This is a genomic window from Streptomyces sp. NPDC002088 (assembly GCF_040296605.1).
Classification (GTDB): domain Bacteria; phylum Actinomycetota; class Actinomycetes; order Streptomycetales; family Streptomycetaceae; genus Streptomyces.
Genome location: NZ_JBEOXO010000017.1, coordinates 1 through 19,056 on the forward strand (window position 1 = coordinate 1; position 19,056 = coordinate 19,056).

Annotated in this window: 15 protein-coding genes and 3 pseudogenes; 6 read left to right on the forward strand and 12 right to left on the reverse strand. The window is 70.2% G+C overall.

Annotation, left to right across the window (positions count from 1 at the left end):
* The 4 genes and pseudogenes from ABT114_RS30630 to ABT114_RS30645 all read right to left on the reverse strand — a co-directional run.
* Positions 1-115: pseudogene (locus ABT114_RS30630) on the reverse strand (sulfate adenylyltransferase subunit CysD); the annotation flags it as partial.
* Positions 112-663, reverse strand: a complete 552-nt coding sequence (gene cysC, locus ABT114_RS30635; RefSeq protein WP_351146131.1) for an adenylyl-sulfate kinase — start codon at positions 661-663, stop codon at positions 112-114. The pseudogene ABT114_RS30630 and the gene cysC, both read right to left, overlap by 4 nt.
* Positions 664-792: 129 nt before the next feature.
* Entirely contained in the window at positions 793-1,614 is an 822-nt protein-coding gene (locus ABT114_RS30640; protein WP_351146132.1) for a PaaX family transcriptional regulator, read from the reverse strand.
* Positions 1,615-1,657: 43 nt separating this feature from the next.
* Positions 1,658-3,373, reverse strand: coding sequence for an AMP-binding protein (locus ABT114_RS30645; RefSeq protein ID WP_351146299.1), 1,716 nt, complete (start codon positions 3,371-3,373; stop codon positions 1,658-1,660).
* 62 nt (positions 3,374-3,435) lie between these two features.
* On the opposite strand from ABT114_RS30645, the gene ABT114_RS30650 reads away from it, so the two are divergent.
* Positions 3,436-4,719: an acyl-CoA dehydrogenase family protein gene (locus ABT114_RS30650; protein WP_351146133.1), complete on the forward strand. Its 1,284-nt coding sequence runs from the start codon at positions 3,436-3,438 to the stop codon at positions 4,717-4,719.
* Positions 4,716-5,117 carry a RidA family protein gene (locus ABT114_RS30655; RefSeq protein WP_351146134.1) on the forward strand — a complete coding sequence of 134 codons (402 nt, stop codon included), beginning with the start codon at positions 4,716-4,718 and terminating at the stop codon, positions 5,115-5,117. Before ABT114_RS30650 ends, ABT114_RS30655 begins: the two co-directional genes overlap by 4 nt.
* Positions 5,118-5,170: 53 nt before the next feature.
* Here the strand turns inward: ABT114_RS30655 and ABT114_RS30660 are convergent, their stop codons facing one another.
* On the reverse strand, positions 5,171-5,380 hold the full coding sequence (locus ABT114_RS30660) for a DUF5999 family protein (protein WP_351146135.1): 210 nt from the start codon (positions 5,378-5,380) through the stop codon (positions 5,171-5,173).
* A gap of 243 nt (positions 5,381-5,623) precedes the next feature.
* On the opposite strand from ABT114_RS30660, the gene ABT114_RS30665 reads away from it, so the two are divergent.
* Positions 5,624-6,058 (forward strand): DUF6299 family protein, encoded by a 435-nt coding sequence (locus tag ABT114_RS30665; protein ID WP_351146136.1) that lies wholly within the window; start codon positions 5,624-5,626, stop codon positions 6,056-6,058.
* A 250-nt stretch (positions 6,059-6,308) separates the two neighbouring features.
* Here the strand turns inward: ABT114_RS30665 and ABT114_RS30670 are convergent, their stop codons facing one another.
* Positions 6,309-6,518: a hypothetical protein gene (locus tag ABT114_RS30670; RefSeq protein ID WP_351146137.1), complete on the reverse strand. Its 210-nt coding sequence runs from the start codon at positions 6,516-6,518 to the stop codon at positions 6,309-6,311.
* A gap of 520 nt (positions 6,519-7,038) precedes the next feature.
* Between ABT114_RS30670 and ABT114_RS30675 the strand changes: the two are divergent.
* Positions 7,039-7,647 (forward strand): annotated as a pseudogene (locus ABT114_RS30675) (response regulator transcription factor); the annotation flags it as partial.
* 323 nt (positions 7,648-7,970) lie between these two features.
* Here the strand turns inward: ABT114_RS30675 and ABT114_RS30680 are convergent.
* From ABT114_RS30680 to ABT114_RS30695, 4 genes are all read right to left on the reverse strand, one after another.
* The gene (locus ABT114_RS30680) at positions 7,971-9,500 is read right to left on the reverse strand and encodes a helix-turn-helix domain-containing protein (RefSeq protein WP_351146138.1); all 1,530 of its coding nucleotides are present in this window, start codon (positions 9,498-9,500) and stop codon (positions 7,971-7,973) included.
* Positions 9,501-9,564: 64 nt separating this feature from the next.
* Positions 9,565-9,762 carry a DUF4236 domain-containing protein gene (locus ABT114_RS30685; RefSeq protein ID WP_351146139.1) on the reverse strand — a complete coding sequence of 66 codons (198 nt, stop codon included), beginning with the start codon at positions 9,760-9,762 and terminating at the stop codon, positions 9,565-9,567.
* A 111-nt stretch (positions 9,763-9,873) separates the two neighbouring features.
* On the reverse strand, positions 9,874-10,446 hold the full coding sequence (locus ABT114_RS30690; protein WP_351146140.1) for a shikimate kinase: 573 nt from the start codon (positions 10,444-10,446) through the stop codon (positions 9,874-9,876).
* A 71-nt stretch (positions 10,447-10,517) separates the two neighbouring features.
* The gene (locus tag ABT114_RS30695; protein WP_351146141.1) at positions 10,518-10,709 is read right to left on the reverse strand and encodes a hypothetical protein; all 192 of its coding nucleotides are present in this window, start codon (positions 10,707-10,709) and stop codon (positions 10,518-10,520) included.
* A 212-nt stretch (positions 10,710-10,921) separates the two neighbouring features.
* On the opposite strand from ABT114_RS30695, the gene acnA reads away from it, so the two are divergent.
* Positions 10,922-13,636: an aconitate hydratase AcnA gene (gene acnA, locus ABT114_RS30700; RefSeq protein ID WP_351146142.1), complete on the forward strand. Its 2,715-nt coding sequence runs from the start codon at positions 10,922-10,924 to the stop codon at positions 13,634-13,636.
* A gap of 77 nt (positions 13,637-13,713) precedes the next feature.
* Here the strand turns inward: acnA and ABT114_RS30705 are convergent, their stop codons facing one another.
* Both ABT114_RS30705 and ABT114_RS30710 read right to left on the reverse strand, forming a co-directional pair.
* A complete protein-coding gene (locus ABT114_RS30705; RefSeq protein WP_351146143.1) occupies positions 13,714-14,718 on the reverse strand; it encodes a response regulator transcription factor in 1,005 nt (334 codons plus the stop codon).
* 57 nt (positions 14,719-14,775) lie between these two features.
* A complete protein-coding gene (locus ABT114_RS30710) occupies positions 14,776-18,489 on the reverse strand; it encodes a S8 family serine peptidase (protein WP_351146144.1) in 3,714 nt (1,237 codons plus the stop codon).
* 199 nt (positions 18,490-18,688) lie between these two features.
* On the opposite strand from ABT114_RS30710, the pseudogene ABT114_RS30715 reads away from it, so the two are divergent.
* Positions 18,689-18,952, forward strand: a pseudogene (locus tag ABT114_RS30715) (hypothetical protein); the annotation flags it as partial.
* Between the last annotated feature and the right edge of the window lie 104 nt (positions 18,953-19,056).

The window sequence follows — 19,056 nt, forward strand, 5'->3', positions numbered from 1 at the left end:
CCTTGCCGCCGGAGAACAGGATCACCGGCCGCTCGAACTCGCCCGCCACCTCGCGGAAGATGTGCACCGCCTCGGACTCGAGCGCGTCCAGGTGGGACAGCGTGAAGTCGCTCATACCAGCCCCCGCTCCGCCAGCAGCGCGTACACCGCGTCCGCCGACTCCTGCGGGCTCTGCTCCTGCGTGCGCAGCACGAGCGCCGGGTCGGACGGAGGTTCGTACGGGTCGTCGACGCCGGTCAGACCGGTCAGCTCGCCCGATGCCTGCTTGGCGTAGAGCCCCTTCACGTCCCGCTCGGTGCACACCTCGACCGGGGTGGCGACATGCACCTCGATGTACGGCGTCGCGCTCGTGTCGTGCCGCTTGCGGACCGCCTCGCGGCTGTCGGCGTAGGGCGCGATGACGGGGACGACGGACAGGACGCCGTTGCGCGCGAGCACCTCGGAGACGAGTCCGATGCGCTGCACGTTGGTGTTGCGGTCCTCGCGCGAGAAGCCGAGGCCGGCCGAGAGGAAACGGCGGATCTCGTCGCCGTCGAGGACCTCCACGCGGTGTCCCTCGGCCTTCAGCCGGTCGCCGAGCAGCCGGGCGATGGTCGTCTTACCCGCGCTCGGCAGCCCGGTCAGCCAGACTGTGGCCCCTTGAGCCTTTGGCGTGGTGGTCATGCGCAACCGTCCTCTTTCCTACCCGGCGTACAACCCGGGGAACAGTAGGTAAGAAGTCTGAGAGGAGCGGTTAAAGAACCTGAGGTTTACCTGAGTGACTCATGGTGTGCAAGGGAGCACAGGGGCTTGTCATGGGATGTTCACACCGGCGAAGACCGCTCCGGCGTCCCTGAGCCGCGCGTGCAGCCCCTGGAACACCGCCGCCGAGCGCTCTCCCGGCCAGTTCGCGGGGAGCAGCGCGATGGGCAGTCCGGGGTCGGTGTAGGGCAGGTGGCGCCAGGAGTCCAGGGCGAGGAGATAGTCGCGGTAGGCCTCCTCGGGCGGGGTGTCCGCCTGCCGCTCCCAGTCGTGCAGCACGCGCGCGTGCCGGTCGAGGTACTCCTCGTGCTCCTTGGCGATCGCTGCCAGGTCCCACCAGCGGGAGACCGTCTCGACGGTCGGCGCGAAGCCGAGGTGCTCGCCGCGGAAGAAGTCGACGTACGGCTCGAGGCGCAGCCGCTGAAGCGTGTGCCGGGCCTCCTCGTACAGGCGGGCCGGGGCGATCCACACGCCGGGTGCGGCGGTGCCGAAGCCGAGACCGGCCAGGCGGGAGCGCAGGACGTGCCGTTTCTGCCGCTCCGACTCCGGGACGGAGAACACCGCCAGCACCCAGCCCTCGTCCTCCGGCGGCGCCGTGGCATAGATCCGGCGGTCGCCGTCGTCCAGCAGCTGGCGCGCCTCCGGCGACAGCTCGTACCCGGCAGCGCCCTGCTCCGTGCGCGCCGGCAGCAGCAGACCGCGCCGTTTCAGCCGGGACACCGACGAGCGCACGGAGGGCGCGTCCACGCCGACCGCGGCCAGCAGTCTGATCAGCTCGGCGACGGGCACCGGGCCGGGCATGAAGCGGCCGTACGCGCCGTAGAGCGTGACGATGAGGGACCGGGGGGCGTGTTGCTCGGACACGTTGATCATCTTAGGTCGTCACTCTCGCTGAGGGTCACCACCGGTGGGTGCATCACCGCTGGTCACGCTCGGTGCGCAGCCTGAACCGCTGCAGTTTGCCGGTCGCCGTGCGCGGCAGCGCGTCCAGGAAGACGAACTCGCGCGGGCACTTGTACGGCGCCAGCTCCTCCTTGACGAAGGCGCGCAGCGCCTCCGCGTCCACTCGCGCGCCCTCCCGCAGGACGGCGTACGCCACCACGATCTGCCCCCGTGCCTCGTCGGGCCGCCCGACCACCGCCGCCTCGACGACGTCCGGGTGGCGCAGCAGCGCGTCCTCGACCTCCGGGCCCGCGATGTTGTACCCGGCCGAGATGATCATGTCGTCGGCGCGGGCGACGTAGCGGAAGTAGCCGTCGGGGTCGCGGACGTAGGTGTCGCCGGTGACGTTCCAGCCGTCCCGTACGTACTCCCGCTGCCGTGGATCGGCGAGGTACCGGCAGCCGACCGGACCACGCACCGCCAGCAGCCCGGGGTGCCCGTCCGGCACGGGCTCGCCGTTCTCGTCCTGCACACGCGCGTGCCATCCCGGCACGGGTACCCCGGTCGTACCGGGCCTGATGTGCTCGTCCGCCGCGGAGATGAAGATGTGCAGCAGTTCGGTCGCGCCGATGCCGTTGATGACCCGCAGCCCGGTCCGCTCGTGCCAGGCCCGCCAGGTGGCCGCGGGCAGGTTCTCGCCCGCGGAGACACAGCGGCGCAGGGACGACAGGTCGTGCCCGTCCAGCTCGGCGAGCATCGCGCGGTACGCGGTCGGCGCGGTGAACAGCACGGACACACGGTGCTCGGCGATCGCGGGCAGCAGCTGCCGGGGGGTGGCCTGTTCGAGCAGCAGGGCACTGGCGCCGGCCCGCATCGGGAAGACGACCAGCCCGCCGAGCCCGAAGGTGAAGCCGAGCGGGGGACTGCCGACGAAGACGTCGTCCGCGTGCGGCTTGAGGACCTGCTTCGAGAAGGTGTCCGCTATCGCCAGGACATCCCGGTGGAAGTGCATGCACCCCTTCGGGCGGCCGGTCGTCCCGGAGGTGAAGGCGATCAGCGCGACATCGTCGGCCGCGGTGTCCACGGCCGGGTACGGGGTGCCGGGCGCCGGACGGTTCAGGAGGTCGTCGGGGGCGTCACCGCCGTACGTCGTGATCCGCAGGCCGGCCACCTCCGCCTTGGCCAGGTCGTCGACGGCCCGGACGTCGCACAGCGCGTGCCGGACCCGCGCGATCTCACACATCGTGCGCAGCTCGTGCGGGCGCTGCTGGGCCAGCACGGTGACGGCGACCGCACCCGCCTTCAGCACCGCCAGCCAGCAGGCGGCCAGCCACGGAGTGGTGGGGCCGCGCAGCAGGACGCGGTTGCCCGGGACGACCCCGAGGTCCCCGGTCAGGAGGTGGGCGAGGCGGTCCACGCGGGCGCGCAGATCGCCGTAGGTCCAGGTCCGCGCGGCGGGGGTGTGGAACACCGGACGGCCGGGGACGGCGTGGTCCAGAAGCTCGGCGGCGCAGTTCAGTCGTTCGGGGTAGCGCAGCTCCGGCAGGTCGAAGCGGAGCTCGGGCCACTGGTCGGGCGGCGGGAGGTGGTCACGCGCGAAGGTGTCGACGTGGGCGGAGCGGATCGGGCCGTCCATTGGCGGTTCGCCCCCTTGCCGTCGTGGCTGTCCTACGTGGCCGTCGTACGTGGCTGTCGTACGTGGCCGTCGTGGTGGGCTCGCACCACGAGCGTATCGTGTTGATGACGGCAGTCAATGGTGCGCGATACCGTCGGGGTGGGGTCGTGGCGGACGACTCCGCAGGGAGGTCGCCAATGCCCGCATTCTCGCTCGAAACGGAACAAACCGCCTGGTGTGCCGAGCTGCGCACCCTGGCCGCCGAACGGCTGCGCCCGATCGCCGACAAGGGTGAGCCGGGCCGCGTCAACCGGCCCCTGGTCGCGGAGCTGGGCCGGCTGGGCCTGCTGTCCTGCCTCTTCACCTCCGGCGCGCTCGACCTGTGTCTGCTGCGGGAGTCCCTGGCGTACGCCTGCACCGAGGCCGAGACGGCCCTTGCCCTCCAGGGCCTGGGCGCCCATCCGGTCCACGCCCACGGCACCCCGGCCCAGCGGGAACGCTGGCTGCCCCGGGTGGCCGACGGCAGCGCGGTCGCCGCGTTCGCGCTGAGCGAGCCGGGGGCCGGGTCGGACGCGGCGGCGCTGGCGCTGCGGGCGGAACCGGACGGGTCGCGCACGGGCGAGGCGTCCTCCGACCCGGCGCGGCAGGTTTCCCTCGCCGCTGAGGCGCCTTCCGGCCCCGCGCGGGACGCATCCCTCGCTGCCGAGGCGCCTTCCGGGCCCGCGCGGCACGCTTCCCTCGCCGCCGAGGCCGACGGCGCGTCCGGTGCGCGCTGGCGCCTCACCGGCGAGAAGTGCTGGATCTCCAACGCCCCCGAGGCCGACTTCTACACCGTCTTCGCGCGCACCACCCCCGGCGCGGGCGCCCGGGGAGTGACCGCGTTCCTCGTCCCCGCCGACCGCCCCGGGCTCACCGGCAGGGGCCTCGACATGCTCTCCCCGCACCCCATCGGCGCCCTCGACTTCGACGCCGTACCCGTCACCGCCGACGACGTGCTCGGCGGCACCGACCAGGGCTTCCGGGTCGCCATGGGCACCCTCAACCTCTTCCGGCCCAGCGTCGGCGCCTTCGCGGTCGGCATGGCCCGGGCGGCCCTGGACGCGACCCTGGCGCACACGGCCCGACGCGACGCGTTCGGCGGCAAGTTGAAGGACCTTCAGGCCGTCGCCCACCAGGTCGCCGAGATGGCCCTGCGCACGGAGGCGGCCCGCCTGATGGTGTACGCGGCGGCGACGGCGTACGACGAAGGCGCCCCGGACATCCCCCAGCGCGCCGCCATGGCGAAGCTGCTCGCCACCGAGACCGCGCAGTACGTCGTCGACACGGCCGTCCAATTGCACGGCGCGCGGGCGCTGGAGCGTGGCCACCTGCTGGAGCACCTCTACCGTGAGGTGCGCGCACCGCGTGTCTACGAGGGTGCGAGCGAGGTCCAACGGGGCATCATCGCCAGGGAGTTGTACGCCACCCTGGAGGTGTCGTGACCGCCGAGCGCGTCAACCCGCCCGAGCTGTCCCCGCCGACCGGCTTCTCCCACGCGGTCGTCGCCACCGGGTCGCGCCTCGTGTTCCTGGCCGGCCAGACCGCGCTGGACTCCGACGGCAAGGTCGTCGGCGCGACGCTGCCGGAGCAGTTCGAGCGGGCGCTCACGAACCTGCTGACCGCGCTGACCGCGGCCGGTGGCACGACCGCCGACCTGGCCCGGGTCACCGTGTACGCCACGGACGTCGCCGACTACCGCGCCCGTGCTCCCGAACTCGGCCGTATCTGGCGGCGGTTGGCGGGACGCGACTACCCGGCGATGGCGGTGGTCGGCATCGTGCGCCTGTGGGACGAGCAGGCGCTGGTCGAACTCGACGGGTTCGCGGTCCTGGGCCCGTGACCGACGGGTTCGTGGATCCTCGATGGGAGGACCGTACTTCGCGGGGAGCGTACTCAGGCGGCGATCGTCAGCCGTTCGGCGGGCGCCCGGTGCGGTGCGACGACGCGGCCGTCGGGCAGCAACTCACCGGTGTCGTCGAAGGCGATCGTGCCGTCGCACATCAGGCTCCAGCCCTGCTCGGGGTGGGCGGCGACGACGTGCGCGGCGACGACGTGCGCGGCGGGGGCGTCGGCCGAAGGGCACGAAGACCGGTGGACACACATGGCGCACCTCCACGTCGGGGGGACCACCCGTACGGCCGGTCCCGTGTGACCCGTATGAAGAGACCATGCTCCCGTCGGGAGGTCACCGGAACGGCCTACCGCGAAGCGTGACAACACCCGGACAACCCGGCGACCGTTCCCCGACGGTCGATGCGGACTCGCCACCGAAGGAGTGACGATCACGGCCGCGGGGACGGTTGCCGGGTACCAGTGGAGATCCCCCACACAACAGGAGGTCTTCCCATGTCGTTCCGCCCAGCCCTCGCCGGCGCCGCCACCGCCGCGGCCGCGCTGTTCCTGCTGGCCGCCCCCGCCGCGCCCGCCACCGCCGACCCCTCCGAGTCCGTGACGGTCGACCCGACGGGCCGTGTCGATGCCGACGGCACCGTCACCCTCTCCGGCACCTACCGCTGTTCCGGCAACACGGGCCCCGTCTTCGTCAGCTCCTCCGTGGGCCAGGACTCCTCGGACATCCGCCACGGCATCGGCGGCACCCGCGCGGTGTGCGACGGCGTCAAGCACCGCTGGGAGAACACCGGCCGCACCTCCCCGGACACCCTGACGCCCGGCGCGGCCCGGGTCGAGGCCGTGGTGATGGAACTCCGCCCCGACGGCATCCTGATCCTGCCCGTCGTCCACGCGGACAAGGAGCGGGACATCACGCTGAAGAAGGGCTGATGTTCCCTCCGGCACTCGCCGGGACGACTCCGTCGCCGTGGGCCGCGCCGTACGGGAGGCGGGTCGGCCCGGCGACGGCCTGCCGCGCCTCCCGGCCTGGCGCCGCGCTCGGACACCGACGTGGACCTGGTTCAGTGGACCTGGCTCAACGGACAGCGGTGCGTCGCGGTGGGGCATGCGGCTCACTTGGCCAGACAGCGGTCGCGGGCTTCACGCGTGATCTCGGCCACGACCGGCTACTGTTCCTCGGTCACTGGGGCATCCCTCGAGCCGCTCGGATCTCGGCGACGGCCGCAGTGACAGCGGTGTCGAATTCGGGATCCTGGCGGGCGACGATCCGGCCGCGGAACTCTTCTACGAGGCGGACCACATCGGAGAGGTCGGCGGGGTCGGCGTGGTTGATCTCGCGAGCGAGCTCGGCCTCGAAGTCGTCGGCGTCGCCGGGGAAGCCGTAGCCCATGATGAGGGCCGCGCGGAGTTCGCCGACATGGCCAGAGCCTGCCGGACAAGCGTTAATAACGAGTCACATGGTCCACAACTCTTGACAATTACTCGGGTCGCCTTGAACCCGTGCCGGTGGCCTGGGTGTGCCGTCGGCGAGCGTGACACATTCCCGCAAAGTGTCACAGTGCGAGGGGGGGACAGCATCCCCGTACGCCCACCGCTCCGGAGGGCCCTTGCTTCTTCGGTGTCTACGCTAAGGGGCTGACCCGCGACTGAGGTTGGGCCGTGTTGGCCTGGCGGCTCGGCTGGTGGGTGATTCAGCAGGCCATGGTGCGGACGAGGACGAGTTCGGTGCTCGGCTTGTGCAGGGTGGCCCGCTTTGCCGCGCGGTCGCCCCGACGACGTGCCACCGGCCGACCCCGAAACCACGAGCGTCGGCCCCGGCCGCGTCGCGTCCCGGCCGGCGAACCGCCCGTAACGGGCCTCCTGCGTCCCTTGTTACCCCGACATGACCTTCCAGCTGCCAGGGTCGGGGCATGCGAGTACTGATCGTGGAGGATCACAGGGATCTCGCGGAGAGCGTCGCGAGGGGGCTGCGTCGGCACGCCATGGAGGTCGAGCTCGCGTACGACGGCGCGCAGGGGCTCACCAGGGCCTTGAGTGGCGTGTACGACGTCATCGTCTTGGACCGTGACCTGCCGCTCGTGCACGGCGACGAGATCTGCCGTGCCCTCGTCCAGCAGGGCTGCCCGGCCCGCGTCCTGATGCTCACCGCCTCCAGCACCCTCGCCGACCGTGTCGACGGCCTCGGCCTCGGCGCCGACGACTACCTCGCCAAGCCTTTCTCCTTCGCCGAGCTCATCGCCCGCGTCCAGGCCCTGGGCAGACGCGGCCAGCCCGCCGTGCCCCCCGTTCTCACCCGCGGCGACATCGCACTCGACCCCGCCCGTCGTACCGCGCTCCGCGGCGGACGCAAACTGGACCTGTCGCCGAAGGAGATGGCCGTCCTCGAGGTGTTGCTCGCCGCCGGTGGCGCCGTCGTCTCCGCCGAGGAGCTGCTGGAACGCGCCTGGGACCGGGACGCCGACCGGGTTCGTGCGGGACGACACCGGCGGCGCCCCTGTATGGGAACCGTCCCGGGAACACGGCTTCCACGCCCTGCGCCACTTCTACGCCTGCGAGCAACTGGAGGCCGGCGATTCGGTCGTCTCCCTGGCCCGTTGGCCGGGGCATTCCGACCCGGGTTCACGCTGCGGAAGTACTCCCGCTTCCTGCCTCGGGCGGGCGCACGAGGCAGCGCCGCAATCGGCGCGATCTTCGTGTAGCCCCGCGGCGGACGCCGTCCGGTCCGGGCAGAGGCCGGTGGGAGCCCCGGATCGGGCGCAAAGTCCCAGAGAAGTCCCACGGATGCCGCCGCATCCCTTCCTGACCCGCTTCAGGTCAGGCGGGGTACGGCGGCATCCGCCGTTCAGATGTCCCGGAAGATCTCGATCTGCGCCCCGATCGAGTTCAGCCGCTCCGCCAGGTCCTCGTACCCGCGGTTGATGACGTACACGTTCCGCAGGACGGACGTGCCCTCGGCGGCCATCATCGCCAGGAGTACGACCACGGCGGGGCGCAGGGCCGGGGGGCACATCATCTCGGCGGCGCGCCAGCGGGTCGGGCCCTCGACCAGGACGCGGTGGGGGTCCAGCAGTTGGAGGCGGCCGCCGAGGCGGTTGAGGTCCGTCAGGTAGATCGCGCGGTTGTCGTAGACCCAGTCGTGGATGAGGGTCTTGCCCTGCGCGGAGGCCGCGATGGCCGCGAAGAACGGGACGTTGTCGATGTTCAGGCCCGGGAACGGCATCGGGTGGATCTTGTCGATCGGCGCCTCCAGCTTGGAGGGCCGGACGGTGAGGTCCACCAGCCGCGTACGGCCGTTGTCGGCGAAGTACTCGGGCGTGCGGTCGTGGTCGAGGCCCATCTCCTCCAGGACCGCCAGCTCGATCTCCAGGAACTCGATCGGCACCCGGCGCACCGTCAGCTCCGACTCGGTGACGACGGCGGCGGCCACCAGGCTCATCGCCTCGACCGGGTCCTCGGAGGGGGAGTAGTCGACGTCGACATCGATGTCCGGCACGCCGTGCACGGTGAGCGTGGTGGTGCCGATGCCCTCGACCTTGACGCCCAGCGCTTCCAGGAAGAAGCACAGGTCCTGGACCATGTAGTTGGAGGAGGCGTTGCGGATGACCGTGACGCCGTCGTGCCTGGCGGCCGCGAGCAGCGCGTTCTCGGTCACCGTGTCGCCGCGCTCGGTCAGGACGATGGGCCTGGCCGGGCGGACCGAGCGGTCCACCGTGGCGTGGTACTGCCCCTCGGTCGCGGCGATGTCCAGGCCGAACCGGCGCAGCGCGATCATGTGCGGCTCGATGGTCCGCGTGCCGAGGTCGCAGCCGCCGGCGTACGGCAGCTTGAAGCCGTCCATGCGGTGCAGCAGCGGACCGAAGAACATGATGATCGAGCGCGTGCGGACGGCCGCCTCGGCGTCGATCGACGCCATCTCCAGCTCGGCCGGGGGCACGATCTCCAGGTCGACGCCGTCGTTGATCCACCGGGTGCGTACGCCGATCGAGCCGAGCACCTCGAGCAGGCGGTAGACCTCCTCGATGCGGGCGACCCGGCGCAGCACCGTGCGTCCCTTGTTGAGCAGCGTCGCGCACAGCAGCGCCACGCACGCGTTCTTGCTCGTCTTGACGTCGATGGCACCGGAAAGCCGACGGCCGCCGACCACCCGCAGATGCATCGGGCCCGCGTAGCCCAGAGAGACGATTTCGCTGTCCAGCGCTTCACCGATTCGGGCGATCATCTCAAGGCTGATGTTCTGGTTGCCGCGCTCGATGCGATTGACGGCGCTCTGGCTGGTACCGAGCGCCTCGGCGAGCTGTGCCTGTGTCCAGCCCCGGTGTTGCCGGGCGTCACGGATGAGCTTGCCGATACGTACGAGGTAGTCGTCTGCCATGAGGTTGAGGCTATCTCAGATATGAGATGGCGCCTTCTGGGGGGTCCATTCGGGTGAAAGGCCGTCAATGCCGCCTGGTGGTACGGGTACGACGCCACCCGAAAGGTCCGGGCAAATCCACTGATGTCGTACGACGTCCGGTACTGCTGTGGGTGTGGCGCGGGCCGTTCTTCCCGCCGGTCGTGATCGACCACGAGTGCCGGTTGATGTTCAGGCGCACTCCGGGCAGGATCCGGAAACTCTTGCGGAAGGTGAGGGGCATCGGGGCCTCCGTTCGGGGGCGCGGAAAACGTCCGTCTGCTTGCGCCTACCCCGACTTGGCGTACTTGTGCCTATCTCGACTTGGCGTACTGGTGGGCGGGCTGTCCCGGAGTCAGCCGAGGCGCCGCAGCAGCCGGTTCGCCGTCTCGGCCGGGGTCTCGTCCCTGGTGTGCACCGTCCGGGTCGCCATGAGCCGCACCGCCGGGTCGTCGAGCCACTGCGCGAGGAAGTCGTGCCCGTCGACGATCCAGTCCCGCCCCTTGTCCCGCACGCACCGCTGTCTCAGGATCCTGAGTGACGCCTCCCGGTAGGGGGAGGGCAGGACGTGGACCACCTCACGGCAGTCGTGCAGGGCGGTGCGGACCACGGCGAGGTGCTCGGTGCCGGTGTAACTCGTGTGGCCCGCGCCCAGTGCGACGACGGCGTCCGGATGGTCGGCGACGACCCGCGCCACCGCATGCGCCCGGGCCGGCTCCCACGCGGCCTCGGCCGTGAGCCGGCCCACCACGCCCATGTGTTCCCGCAGTCGGGCGAGGCTCCAGCCCACTTCCGCGTAGTACGCGTCGGCGACGGCGTCCAGGTCGACGAACGGCATGCCCGCCGCGGCCGCGACCTCCCGGCCGAGGGCGGTCTTCCCCGACCCGGCCGGTCCGATCAGTACCAGGGGTCCGCCGGCTCCGGTCATGGCTTCGCGTAGACGGACACGTGCGCGCGGCTGTCCGCCGTGAACGGGCTCCGCTGCCGGTCCGCGTACCGCTACACCCGGCCGGCGCCGACCGCGAGCTCCAGGGCGCGCGTGCGGGCCGGGGTGAGGTCGGCCAGGAAATCGACCGTCGTGGCGGGGTCGTAGAAGTCGTTGTCGTCGTATTCGTGGGCGTAACGGTCGAAGAACGCGGGATCGTTCAGTCCGGTCACGGCGGGGTAGTCAACCACCGCCGTGTGGGCCATGCCACTGAATATCGGCACGGCGCAGCCGGGCCGGGCATGACCATCCAGCCCCCATGTACTAGAGTTATCTCGACATCGAGATATCTGCCGAGGCGCACCGCAGCCGCCACCTTGGTAAGGGTTACCTAACTTAGCCACACCTTAGCGGATCGGCCAAGACGTCGTGGCGGCAGGATGCGGTGGGAACGCGCACATCAATGAAGGAGACTGTCGTGTCGGCGAACAGCTTCGACGCCCGCAGCACGCTGCAGGTGGGCGACGAGTCGTACGAGATCTTCCGGCTGGACAAGGTGGAAGGCTCGGCTCGCCTTCCGTACAGCCTGAAGGTGCTGCTGGAGAACCTGCTCCGCACCGAGGACGGCGCGAACATCACCGCCGACCACATCCGCGCGCTCGGCACCTGGGACTCCCAGGCCCAGCCGTCGCAGGAGATCCAGTTCACGCCGGCCCGCGTGATCATGCAGGACTTCACGGGCGTGCCCTGTGTGGTCGACCTCGCCACCATGCGTGAGGCCGTCAAGGAGCTCGGCGGCGACCCGGCGAAGATCAACCCGCTGGCCCCGGCCGAGCTGGTCATCGACCACTCCGTCATCGCCGACAAGTTCGGCACCAACGACGCCTTCGCGCAGAACGTCGAGCTGGAGTACGGCCGCAACAAGGAGCGCTACCAGTTCCTGCGCTGGGGCCAGACCGCGTTCGACGAGTTCAAGGTCGTCCCGCCGGGCACCGGCATCGTGCACCAGGTGAACATCGAGCACCTCGCGCGGACCGTCATGGTGCGAGGCGGGCAGGCCTACCCCGACACCCTCGTCGGCACCGACTCGCACACCACCATGGTCAACGGCCTCGGCGTGCTGGGCTGGGGCGTCGGCGGCATCGAGGCCGAGGCCGCGATGCTCGGCCAGCCGGTCTCCATGCTCATCCCACGCGTCGTCGGCTTCAAGCTCACCGGTGAGCTGACCCCGGGCACGACCGCCACCGACCTCGTGCTGACCATCACCGAGATGCTCCGCAAGCACGGTGTCGTCGGCAAGTTCGTCGAGTTCTACGGCGAGGGTGTCGCGGCCACGAGCCTCGCCAACCGCGCCACCATCGGCAACATGTCGCCGGAGTTCGGCTCCACCGCCGCGATCTTCCCGATCGACGACGAGACCCTGAACTACCTCAAGCTCACCGGCCGCTCCGAGCAGCAGGTCGCGCTCGTCGAGGCGTACGCCAAGGAGCAGGGCCTCTGGCTCGACCCGGCCGCCGAGCCGGACTTCTCCGAGAAGCTGGAGCTCGACCTCTCCACGGTCGTTCCCTCCATCGCAGGCCCGAAGCGCCCGCAGGACCGCATCATCCTGGCCAACGCCAAGGAGCAGTTCGCGCAGGACGTCCGCAACTACGTCTCCGAGGACGAGGAGGCCGGCAAGGAGTCCTTCCCGGCCTCCGACGCTCCGGCCGAGCACAACGGTGTCCCGACCCGCCCGACGCTGGTCACCGCCGCCGACGGCTCGACGTACGAGATCGACCACGGCGCCGTCACCGTCGCCGCGATCACCTCCTGCACCAACACCTCGAACCCGTACGTCATGGTCGCCGCGGCGCTCGTGGCCAAGAAGGCGGTCGAGAAGGGCCTGACCCGCAAGCCGTGGGTCAAGACCACGCTCGCCCCGGGCTCCAAGGTCGTCACCGACTACTTCGACAAGGCGGGCCTGACCCCGTACCTCGACAAGGTCGGCTTCAACCTCGTCGGCTACGGCTGCACCACCTGCATCGGCAACTCCGGCCCGCTGCCGGAAGAGGTCTCCAAGGCGGTCAACGAGCACGACCTGGCCGTGACCTCGGTACTCTCCGGCAACCGTAACTTCGAGGGCCGGATCAACCCCGACGTCAAGATGAACTACCTCGCGTCGCCGCCGCTGGTCGTCGCGTACGCCATCGCCGGTTCGATGAAGGTCGACATCACCAAGGACGCCCTGGGCATCGACCAGGACGGCAAGCCGGTCTACCTCGCGGACATCTGGCCCTCCGAGGCCGAGGTCAACGACGTCGTCGCCAACTCCATCGGCGAGGACATGTTCAACAAGTCCTACAAGGACGTCTTCGCGGGCGACGCCCAGTGGCAGGCGCTGCCGATCCCGACCGGCAACACCTTCGAGTGGGACCCGCAGTCCACCTACGTCCGCAAGCCCCCGTACTTCGAGGGCATGACGATGGAGACCACCCCGGTCTCGGACATCACGGGCGCCCGTGTGCTCGCCAAGCTGGGCGACTCGGTCACCACCGACCACATCTCCCCGGCCGGCGCCATCAAGGCCGACACCCCGGCCGGCAAGTACCTCACCGAGCACGGTGTCGAGCGTCGTGACTTCAACTCCTACGGCTCGCGCCGTGGTAACCACGAGGTCATGATCCGCGGTACGTTCGCCAACATCCGCCTGCGCAACCAGATCGCGCCGGGCACCGAGGGCGGCTACACCCGCGACTTCACGAAGGAAGGCGCCCCCGTCTCCTTCATCTACGACGCCTCGCGCAACTACATCGAGCAGGGCACCCCGCTGGTCATCCTGGCCGGCAAGGAGTACGGCTCCGGCTCGTCCCGTGACTGGGCCGCCAAGGGCACCGCGCTGCTCGGCGTCAAGGCCGTCATCGCCGAGTCGTACGAGCGCATCCACCGCTCGAACCTCATCGGCATGGGCGTGCTCCCGCTGCAGTTCCCGGAGGGCGCCTCCGCCGAGGCCCTCGGCCTCACCGGCGAGGAGACCTTCTCCTTCACCGGCGTCGAGGAGCTGAACAACGGCACCACGCCGCGCACGGTGAAGGTCACCACCGACACCGGTGTCGAGTTCGACGCGGTCGTCCGCATCGACACCCCCGGTGAGGCGGACTACTACCGCAACGGCGGCATCATGCAGTACGTGCTGCGTAACCTGATCCGCAAGTAGGGATCCGGTACGGCGGCCGGGCCGCGCTCCTCTTCGGAGGGGCGCGGCCCTTCGCATGCGACGGCACGTCCGCGCGCCTACACCCAGCCGCGCTGCGCCGTCCGCACCCCCAGCTGGAAACGGCTCGCGGCGCCCAGCCGCTCCTGCAGGTCGCTCACCCGACGCCGCAGCGTCCGCAGGCTCACCCCCAGGTGGCGGGCGATCGCCTCGTCCTTCATCCCGGCGGCCAGCAGCCGGGTCAACGTCCGCTCGTCCTCGGTGAGTTCACCGTCGGAGACCGGCTGGCCGAGCGGGGTCGCGTGCTGCCAGGCCAGCTCGAAGAGCTTCTGCAAGGCCTCGGTGACCGCCGAGTGCCACACGACGACGGCACAGTAGCCGCCGGCCGCGGAGGCGGTCAGCGGCAGCAGCGCCCGGCATCCGTCGACCACCAGCAGCTTGAGTGGCACGGTCGGCAACACCCGGGCCTGCTCGCCGAGTTCGACCATACTCAGGGCGCGGGACAGGACCTTCGGATCCTCCAGGCCGGTCGCCGCGTAGATCCCCCGAGAGACGATTCCGCGGCTGAGCAGATCGGCCTGGAGATCCACCTGCGGAGCGGGCGGGGCGAGATACGGCGGTGTGTCGAAAAGGCACACCTCGCGCTCCGCGCGCGCGTACATCTCCTCCAGTCGTGCCGCGATGGCGCCCTCGCCGGAGGCCACCTCGACCAGCCGGGACGGCTCCTCGCGCAGCAGCCCCGCCTCGTACGCGGTCGCCATCTCCTCGGCGGTGGCGGCCAACAGTTCGGACTCCGTCTCGCGCCGCCGGATCAGCCCGCGGATCGCCACCCGGGGGTCGACCGCCCGTAGCCCGCCCATGGAGTCCGGTGGTTGCAGCAGCCCGAGCGTGAGCAGCCGGTTGCAGGCCGCGCGGACCCGGGCCGGGGAGGCACCGGTCAGCAGCGCCCAGCCGGCCGCGCCGGCGTCGGGCTGGTTGAGGATGGCCTGGTACAACAGCTCGTCGAACGCGGAGACCCCCACCGCGGCCCAGGGGCTCGCGGCGGGGGGCCGCTCGAGTGCCGGTTCGTACGCCATGTTCTTCATGGCTCGGCACGCTAGACGATCTTTGTTAATCCTGGTGTTCCGTTGTGGGTGGCGCCACTACCTCAGGCCGTACGCCCGCAGCACCGTCTGGTCGACCTGGTTTCCGGCGGCATCGGTGGCCAGTATCCGCAGCGACACGAAGTCCGCGCCCTTCACGTTCTTGATCTTCGTGAGGTAGCCGTCCGCGCCCCGCTGGACCTTTGCCTCCTTCCAGGAGGTGCCGTCGTCGTAGGAGACCCAGGCCTTCAGACCGAGGGGCTCGACGCCGCCCTCCTGGTTCCTGACGGAGAGACCGAGCTCTGAATCCGGGCCTTCAGCGCGGTTGAGGAGGTCGAGACCCTGCACGGCGTAGTCCACGGAGAGCAGCGGCAGCGCCGTCTTCGTGTCGGTGTGGGCCGAGGCGAAGGACCACTCGGTGTGGGTGCTCGTGGAGTACGGTGCCCAGTCGGCCGTGCGCTGGGTGTCGAGCACGAAGCGGTACGAGGCCTCGGCCGCCGTGACGTTGAAGGTGCCCCGGCCGCCGTACGGCGACACCGGGTTACCGACAGGCGTGCCGTCCGCGTACAGCGTGCCCTTCGATGTGGCCTGGATGCCGTCGACGGATCCGTAGTGGCCGGGCGTGGAGTCGCTCAGCTCCGGGACGAGGAAGGTGAGCTTGTCGCCAGTACGCTGTGAGAGACCGTACGCGGCGTTCGTCGCCGGGCGGACCACCTGCCGGAACCAGTCCTCCGTGGGCTCGGTGCCCGCCTTGTCGTAGGTGCGCAGGGTGGACCACTGCGACTGCAGGGAGTCGTAGGCCGCGGCCACGTTGTGCCAGACCCGGGTGTCGGGGTCCGTGTTGTAGTACTCGGTGCGCTCCGTGCCCAGGTACAGATCGTGGCCGGCGTCGATGTCGTAGCGCTGCCAGGGGCGGTAGGTGTACAGGCGCTCCTGGGTGATCTGGCCGGCCTGGCCCGCGTGGTAGCGGACCTTCTGCTTGGTGAGGTTGGTGCTGTCGAGCATGTACGTCTGGTCGGCCGAGATCGCCCCGGACTGGGGGAAGACCAGGTTGTAGACGTACGGGCTGATCTCCGTGCCGCCCAGCTTCAGCGTGACCTTCCCCGAACTCTTCAGGAGCGAGGTCAGCTTCTCACCCTCCTCGCCGGGGACGGTGATCACGGGGATCGTCGCGCTGTCCACGGCGGCGGCCCAGCGGCCGGGCGTCTTGCGGTACGCGATGAGATAGCCGGCGCCGGCTGCGGTCGCGTTGGCGAGCGCCTCGTCCGCCCCTTCCGTCGCGCCGAGGCCGACCACCACCGCCTTGCCCTTGACGTCCAGGCCCGCGAAGTCGGCTGCGGTGCCGCTGCCCGCGTCCACGGCCCGGACCGTGCGGTCACCGGTGATTTTCACCGGGTAGCCGCTGTAGGTGCTGGTATACAGGGGTTTGAGCGAGTAGCTTTCCGGGCTGGTGACGCTCGCCGTCAGTTCCTTCGCATACAGGCGGAACTTGGCGTAGAAGTCGAAGGTTCCCTGGGTGACCTGCTCGGTCGGAGCGACGTAGACGTGGTCCCTCAGCACGGTCTCGCTGTACGTCACGCCGAAGTTGCTGCCCGGGCCCTCCCGGTGCCACGAGGTGACGTAGCCCTGGTAGCTCGCGTCGCGTTCCTTGGTCACCGGCTTGATCTCGACCGCCTTGCGGGCGTCGAGCGTCAGCTCCGTGTCGCCGGTCACCTCGATCTGCGGATCGCCGACGACCGAGGTACCGGTCGAACTCCCGCCGGCGTCCATCTCGGGGATCCAGGTGGCGAAGGAGTACGTCCCGGCCGGGACCTTCCACGTCCACGTACCGGGCATGTAGCCGCTCGCGTTGGCGTCGGTGGAGTTCAGGTCCTGCATGGCGAAGAGAGCGTACGGCGGCGCGGCGCCGTCGCGGTCCAAGACGTTCACCTTCAGGTTGTACATCTTCGGCTGCTTCTCGTAGCCGACACCCGTGGTGACGGTGACGCCCTCGGCGGTTGCGGTGATGTAGCCCGAGTACCGGGCTTCCTCGGCCTTGAGAGGGTCGACCGTGACCGGCACGGTGGCGGTGCCCTCGGCCGGGACCGTCACCTCGGTGGCGCCCAGGCTCAGCGAGTCGTCGGTCAGGGAGCTGGTCAGCTTCAACGTGACCGGCACGTCCGTGGCGTTGGTGTACGTGATGTCCTTGCTGTCGGCCTCCGTGTCCTCGCCGGACACGTACAGTCCGAAGTTCAGCGTGGGCGTCGCGAAGACGTCCTGCGTGGCGGCGCGCACGACGTCGACGCGGCCGTCGCCCTGCTGGAAGACGGAGTTGGTGGTGTTTGTCTTCGCGGTGCTGGCGAGGGCGGCCTTGAGCTGCTCGTTCGTCCAGTCCGGGTGGGCCTGCGCGACCAGCGCCGCCGCACCGGCGACATGCGGGGTCGCCATCGACGTACCACTTGCCGATGTGTAGTTGTCGTCGACGGGCGTGCCCAGGGCGGTGCCGGCGGCGCGGGCCGCCACGATGTCGACACCCGGCGCGGTGATCTCCGGCTTGACGCCGTAGTCGCCGGTACGTGGACCGCGGCTGGAGAAGGAGGCGAGCTGGTCGGTCTTGCTGACCGCGCCCACGGTGAGGGCGGAGTCCGCGATGCCGGGGGTTCCGATGCTCTGCTCGTACGGGCCCGAGTTGCCCGCCGCGATCACGAAGAGGGCGCCGGTGGACGCGGAGAGCGCGTCGACGGTCTCACTCACGGGGTCCGAGGCCGCGTACGCGGTGCCGCCGAGCGACATGGAAATGACGTCCGCGCCGGAGTTCGCGGCCCATTCCATGCCCGCGATGATCCAGGAGTCCTGCCCGGAGCCGGAGTTGTCCAGCACCTTGCCGACCATCAGATCGGCACCCGGCGCCACGCCCTTGTATTTTCCGCCCGATGCGGCGCCCGATCCCACGATCGTGGAGGCGACGTGTGTGCCGTGGCCGTGCCCGTCCTGCACCTCCTGGTCGGGTACGAAGCTCTTCGACTCCGTGATCTTGCCCGCGAGGTCGGGATGACCGGTGTCCGCGCCGGTGTCCAGGACGGCGATCTTGACGCCCTTGCCGTCGTAGCCGGCCTTCCACAGTTCGGGGGCGCCGATCTGGGGGACGCTGACGTCGAGGGCGACCTCGGCCTTGGCGTCCAGCCAGAGCTTGTCGATGCCTTCGTCGAACCTGGAGTTCATCACGCTCTTGGCGTCCTTAGCGGAGGCCGGTGCGATGTCCGTCCAGAAGTCCTCCGCGTCCGCCTTCTTCGCCGAGAGCGCGGCCCCGTGGATCCCCGGCAGTGCCAGCGTCTTGCGCGCACCCTCGGGAACCGCGGTCGCCTTGCCCTTCTGATAGGTGGCGATCAACGGGATCGACGTGGTCTTGTCGGCACCCTTGTCTCCGTATCCCTGCTTCACCAGCTGGGTGATGTTGAAGAGGGTCGGGTCGAGGCGGCCTGCCTGGACGAGCGGCATCGCGTCGTCGGGGACGACACTGACCTCGCCCTTCTGTTCGGTGGTCACGAAGCCGACGCCTTCGCGTCCCTGTCCGCGCTGCACGTCGACGGCGCTCTTCCCGTCGGCCCCCTCGGTGAGGGACACGGTGTCCCCGGTGATGAGGGTGACGATCTGCGTACTGCGAGCTGTTGCGGCTGCCCCTGTGCTTGGCTTCGTGGCCGAGGACAGGGGCCTGGCCGCCGCTGCCGGCGCGATGGCACCGGCGAGCAGGCCGGCGGTGCCTGCCACGGCCCAGAGGGCGTGGAGTCTTCGCATGTGTGGGACTTCCTCCCCTGAACGCACCCGGCCTGGTCTGCCGGATTTCCGGTTCAGCGTGCGTGGCGGGCACTAAGGGGAACAAGGGATTCTTGTGGCCGAGTTGTGCCAATGCCCGCTTTGGTCACCTGAGTTGACCGCTTCGAGTGCGCGCCGGCCAGTCAACAGGCGGATGTGTCGATCGGGCTGCGGCGAGGTTTCGAACCTCATCGGCACGGGCGTGCTGCCGCTGTGGTTCCCGGAGGGCGCGAACGCCGAGTCCCTCGGTCTGACCGGCGAGGAGACCTTCTCCTTCACCGGCGTCGAGGAGCTGAACAACGGCACCACGCCGCGCACGGTCAAGGTCGCCACCGACACCGGCGTCGAGTTCGACGCGGTCGTCCGCATCGACACCCCCGGTGAGGCGGACTACTACCGCAACGGCGGCATCATGCAGTACGTGCTGCGCAACCTGATCCGCAAGCAGGCACCACGGCAAGCGGCAAGGGCCGCGTCCCCGGCACCGGGGACGCGGCCCTTCGCCGTGTCCGTCCTGCCAGGTCATCGCCGACCCTCAGGGTGAACACA

Bases quoted from the DNA above. Each gene is read 5' to 3' on its own strand.
- ABT114_RS30705 (WP_351146143.1), bottom strand. From the start codon at position 14,718: ATGAAGAACATGGCGTACGAACCGGCACTCGAGCGGCCCCCCGCCGCG.
- ABT114_RS30710 (WP_351146144.1), bottom strand. From the start codon at position 18,489: ATGCGAAGACTCCACGCCCTCTGGGCCGTGGCAGGCACCGCCGGCCTG.
- ABT114_RS30670 (WP_351146137.1), bottom strand. From the start codon at position 6,518: ATGGGCTACGGCTTCCCCGGCGACGCCGACGACTTCGAGGCCGAGCTC.
- ABT114_RS30685 (WP_351146139.1), bottom strand. From the start codon at position 9,762: ATGCCCCTCACCTTCCGCAAGAGTTTCCGGATCCTGCCCGGAGTGCGC.
- ABT114_RS30650 (WP_351146133.1), top strand. From the start codon at position 3,436: ATGCCCGCATTCTCGCTCGAAACGGAACAAACCGCCTGGTGTGCCGAG.
- ABT114_RS30660 (WP_351146135.1), bottom strand. From the start codon at position 5,380: ATGTGTGTCCACCGGTCTTCGTGCCCTTCGGCCGACGCCCCCGCCGCG.
- ABT114_RS30690 (WP_351146140.1), bottom strand. From the start codon at position 10,446: ATGACCGGAGCCGGCGGACCCCTGGTACTGATCGGACCGGCCGGGTCG.
- ABT114_RS30695 (WP_351146141.1), bottom strand. From the start codon at position 10,709: ATGGCCCACACGGCGGTGGTTGACTACCCCGCCGTGACCGGACTGAAC.
- ABT114_RS30640 (WP_351146132.1), bottom strand. From the start codon at position 1,614: ATGATCAACGTGTCCGAGCAACACGCCCCCCGGTCCCTCATCGTCACG.
- cysC (WP_351146131.1), bottom strand. From the start codon at position 663: ATGACCACCACGCCAAAGGCTCAAGGGGCCACAGTCTGGCTGACCGGG.
- ABT114_RS30665 (WP_351146136.1), top strand. From the start codon at position 5,624: ATGTCGTTCCGCCCAGCCCTCGCCGGCGCCGCCACCGCCGCGGCCGCG.
- ABT114_RS30680 (WP_351146138.1), bottom strand. From the start codon at position 9,500: ATGGCAGACGACTACCTCGTACGTATCGGCAAGCTCATCCGTGACGCC.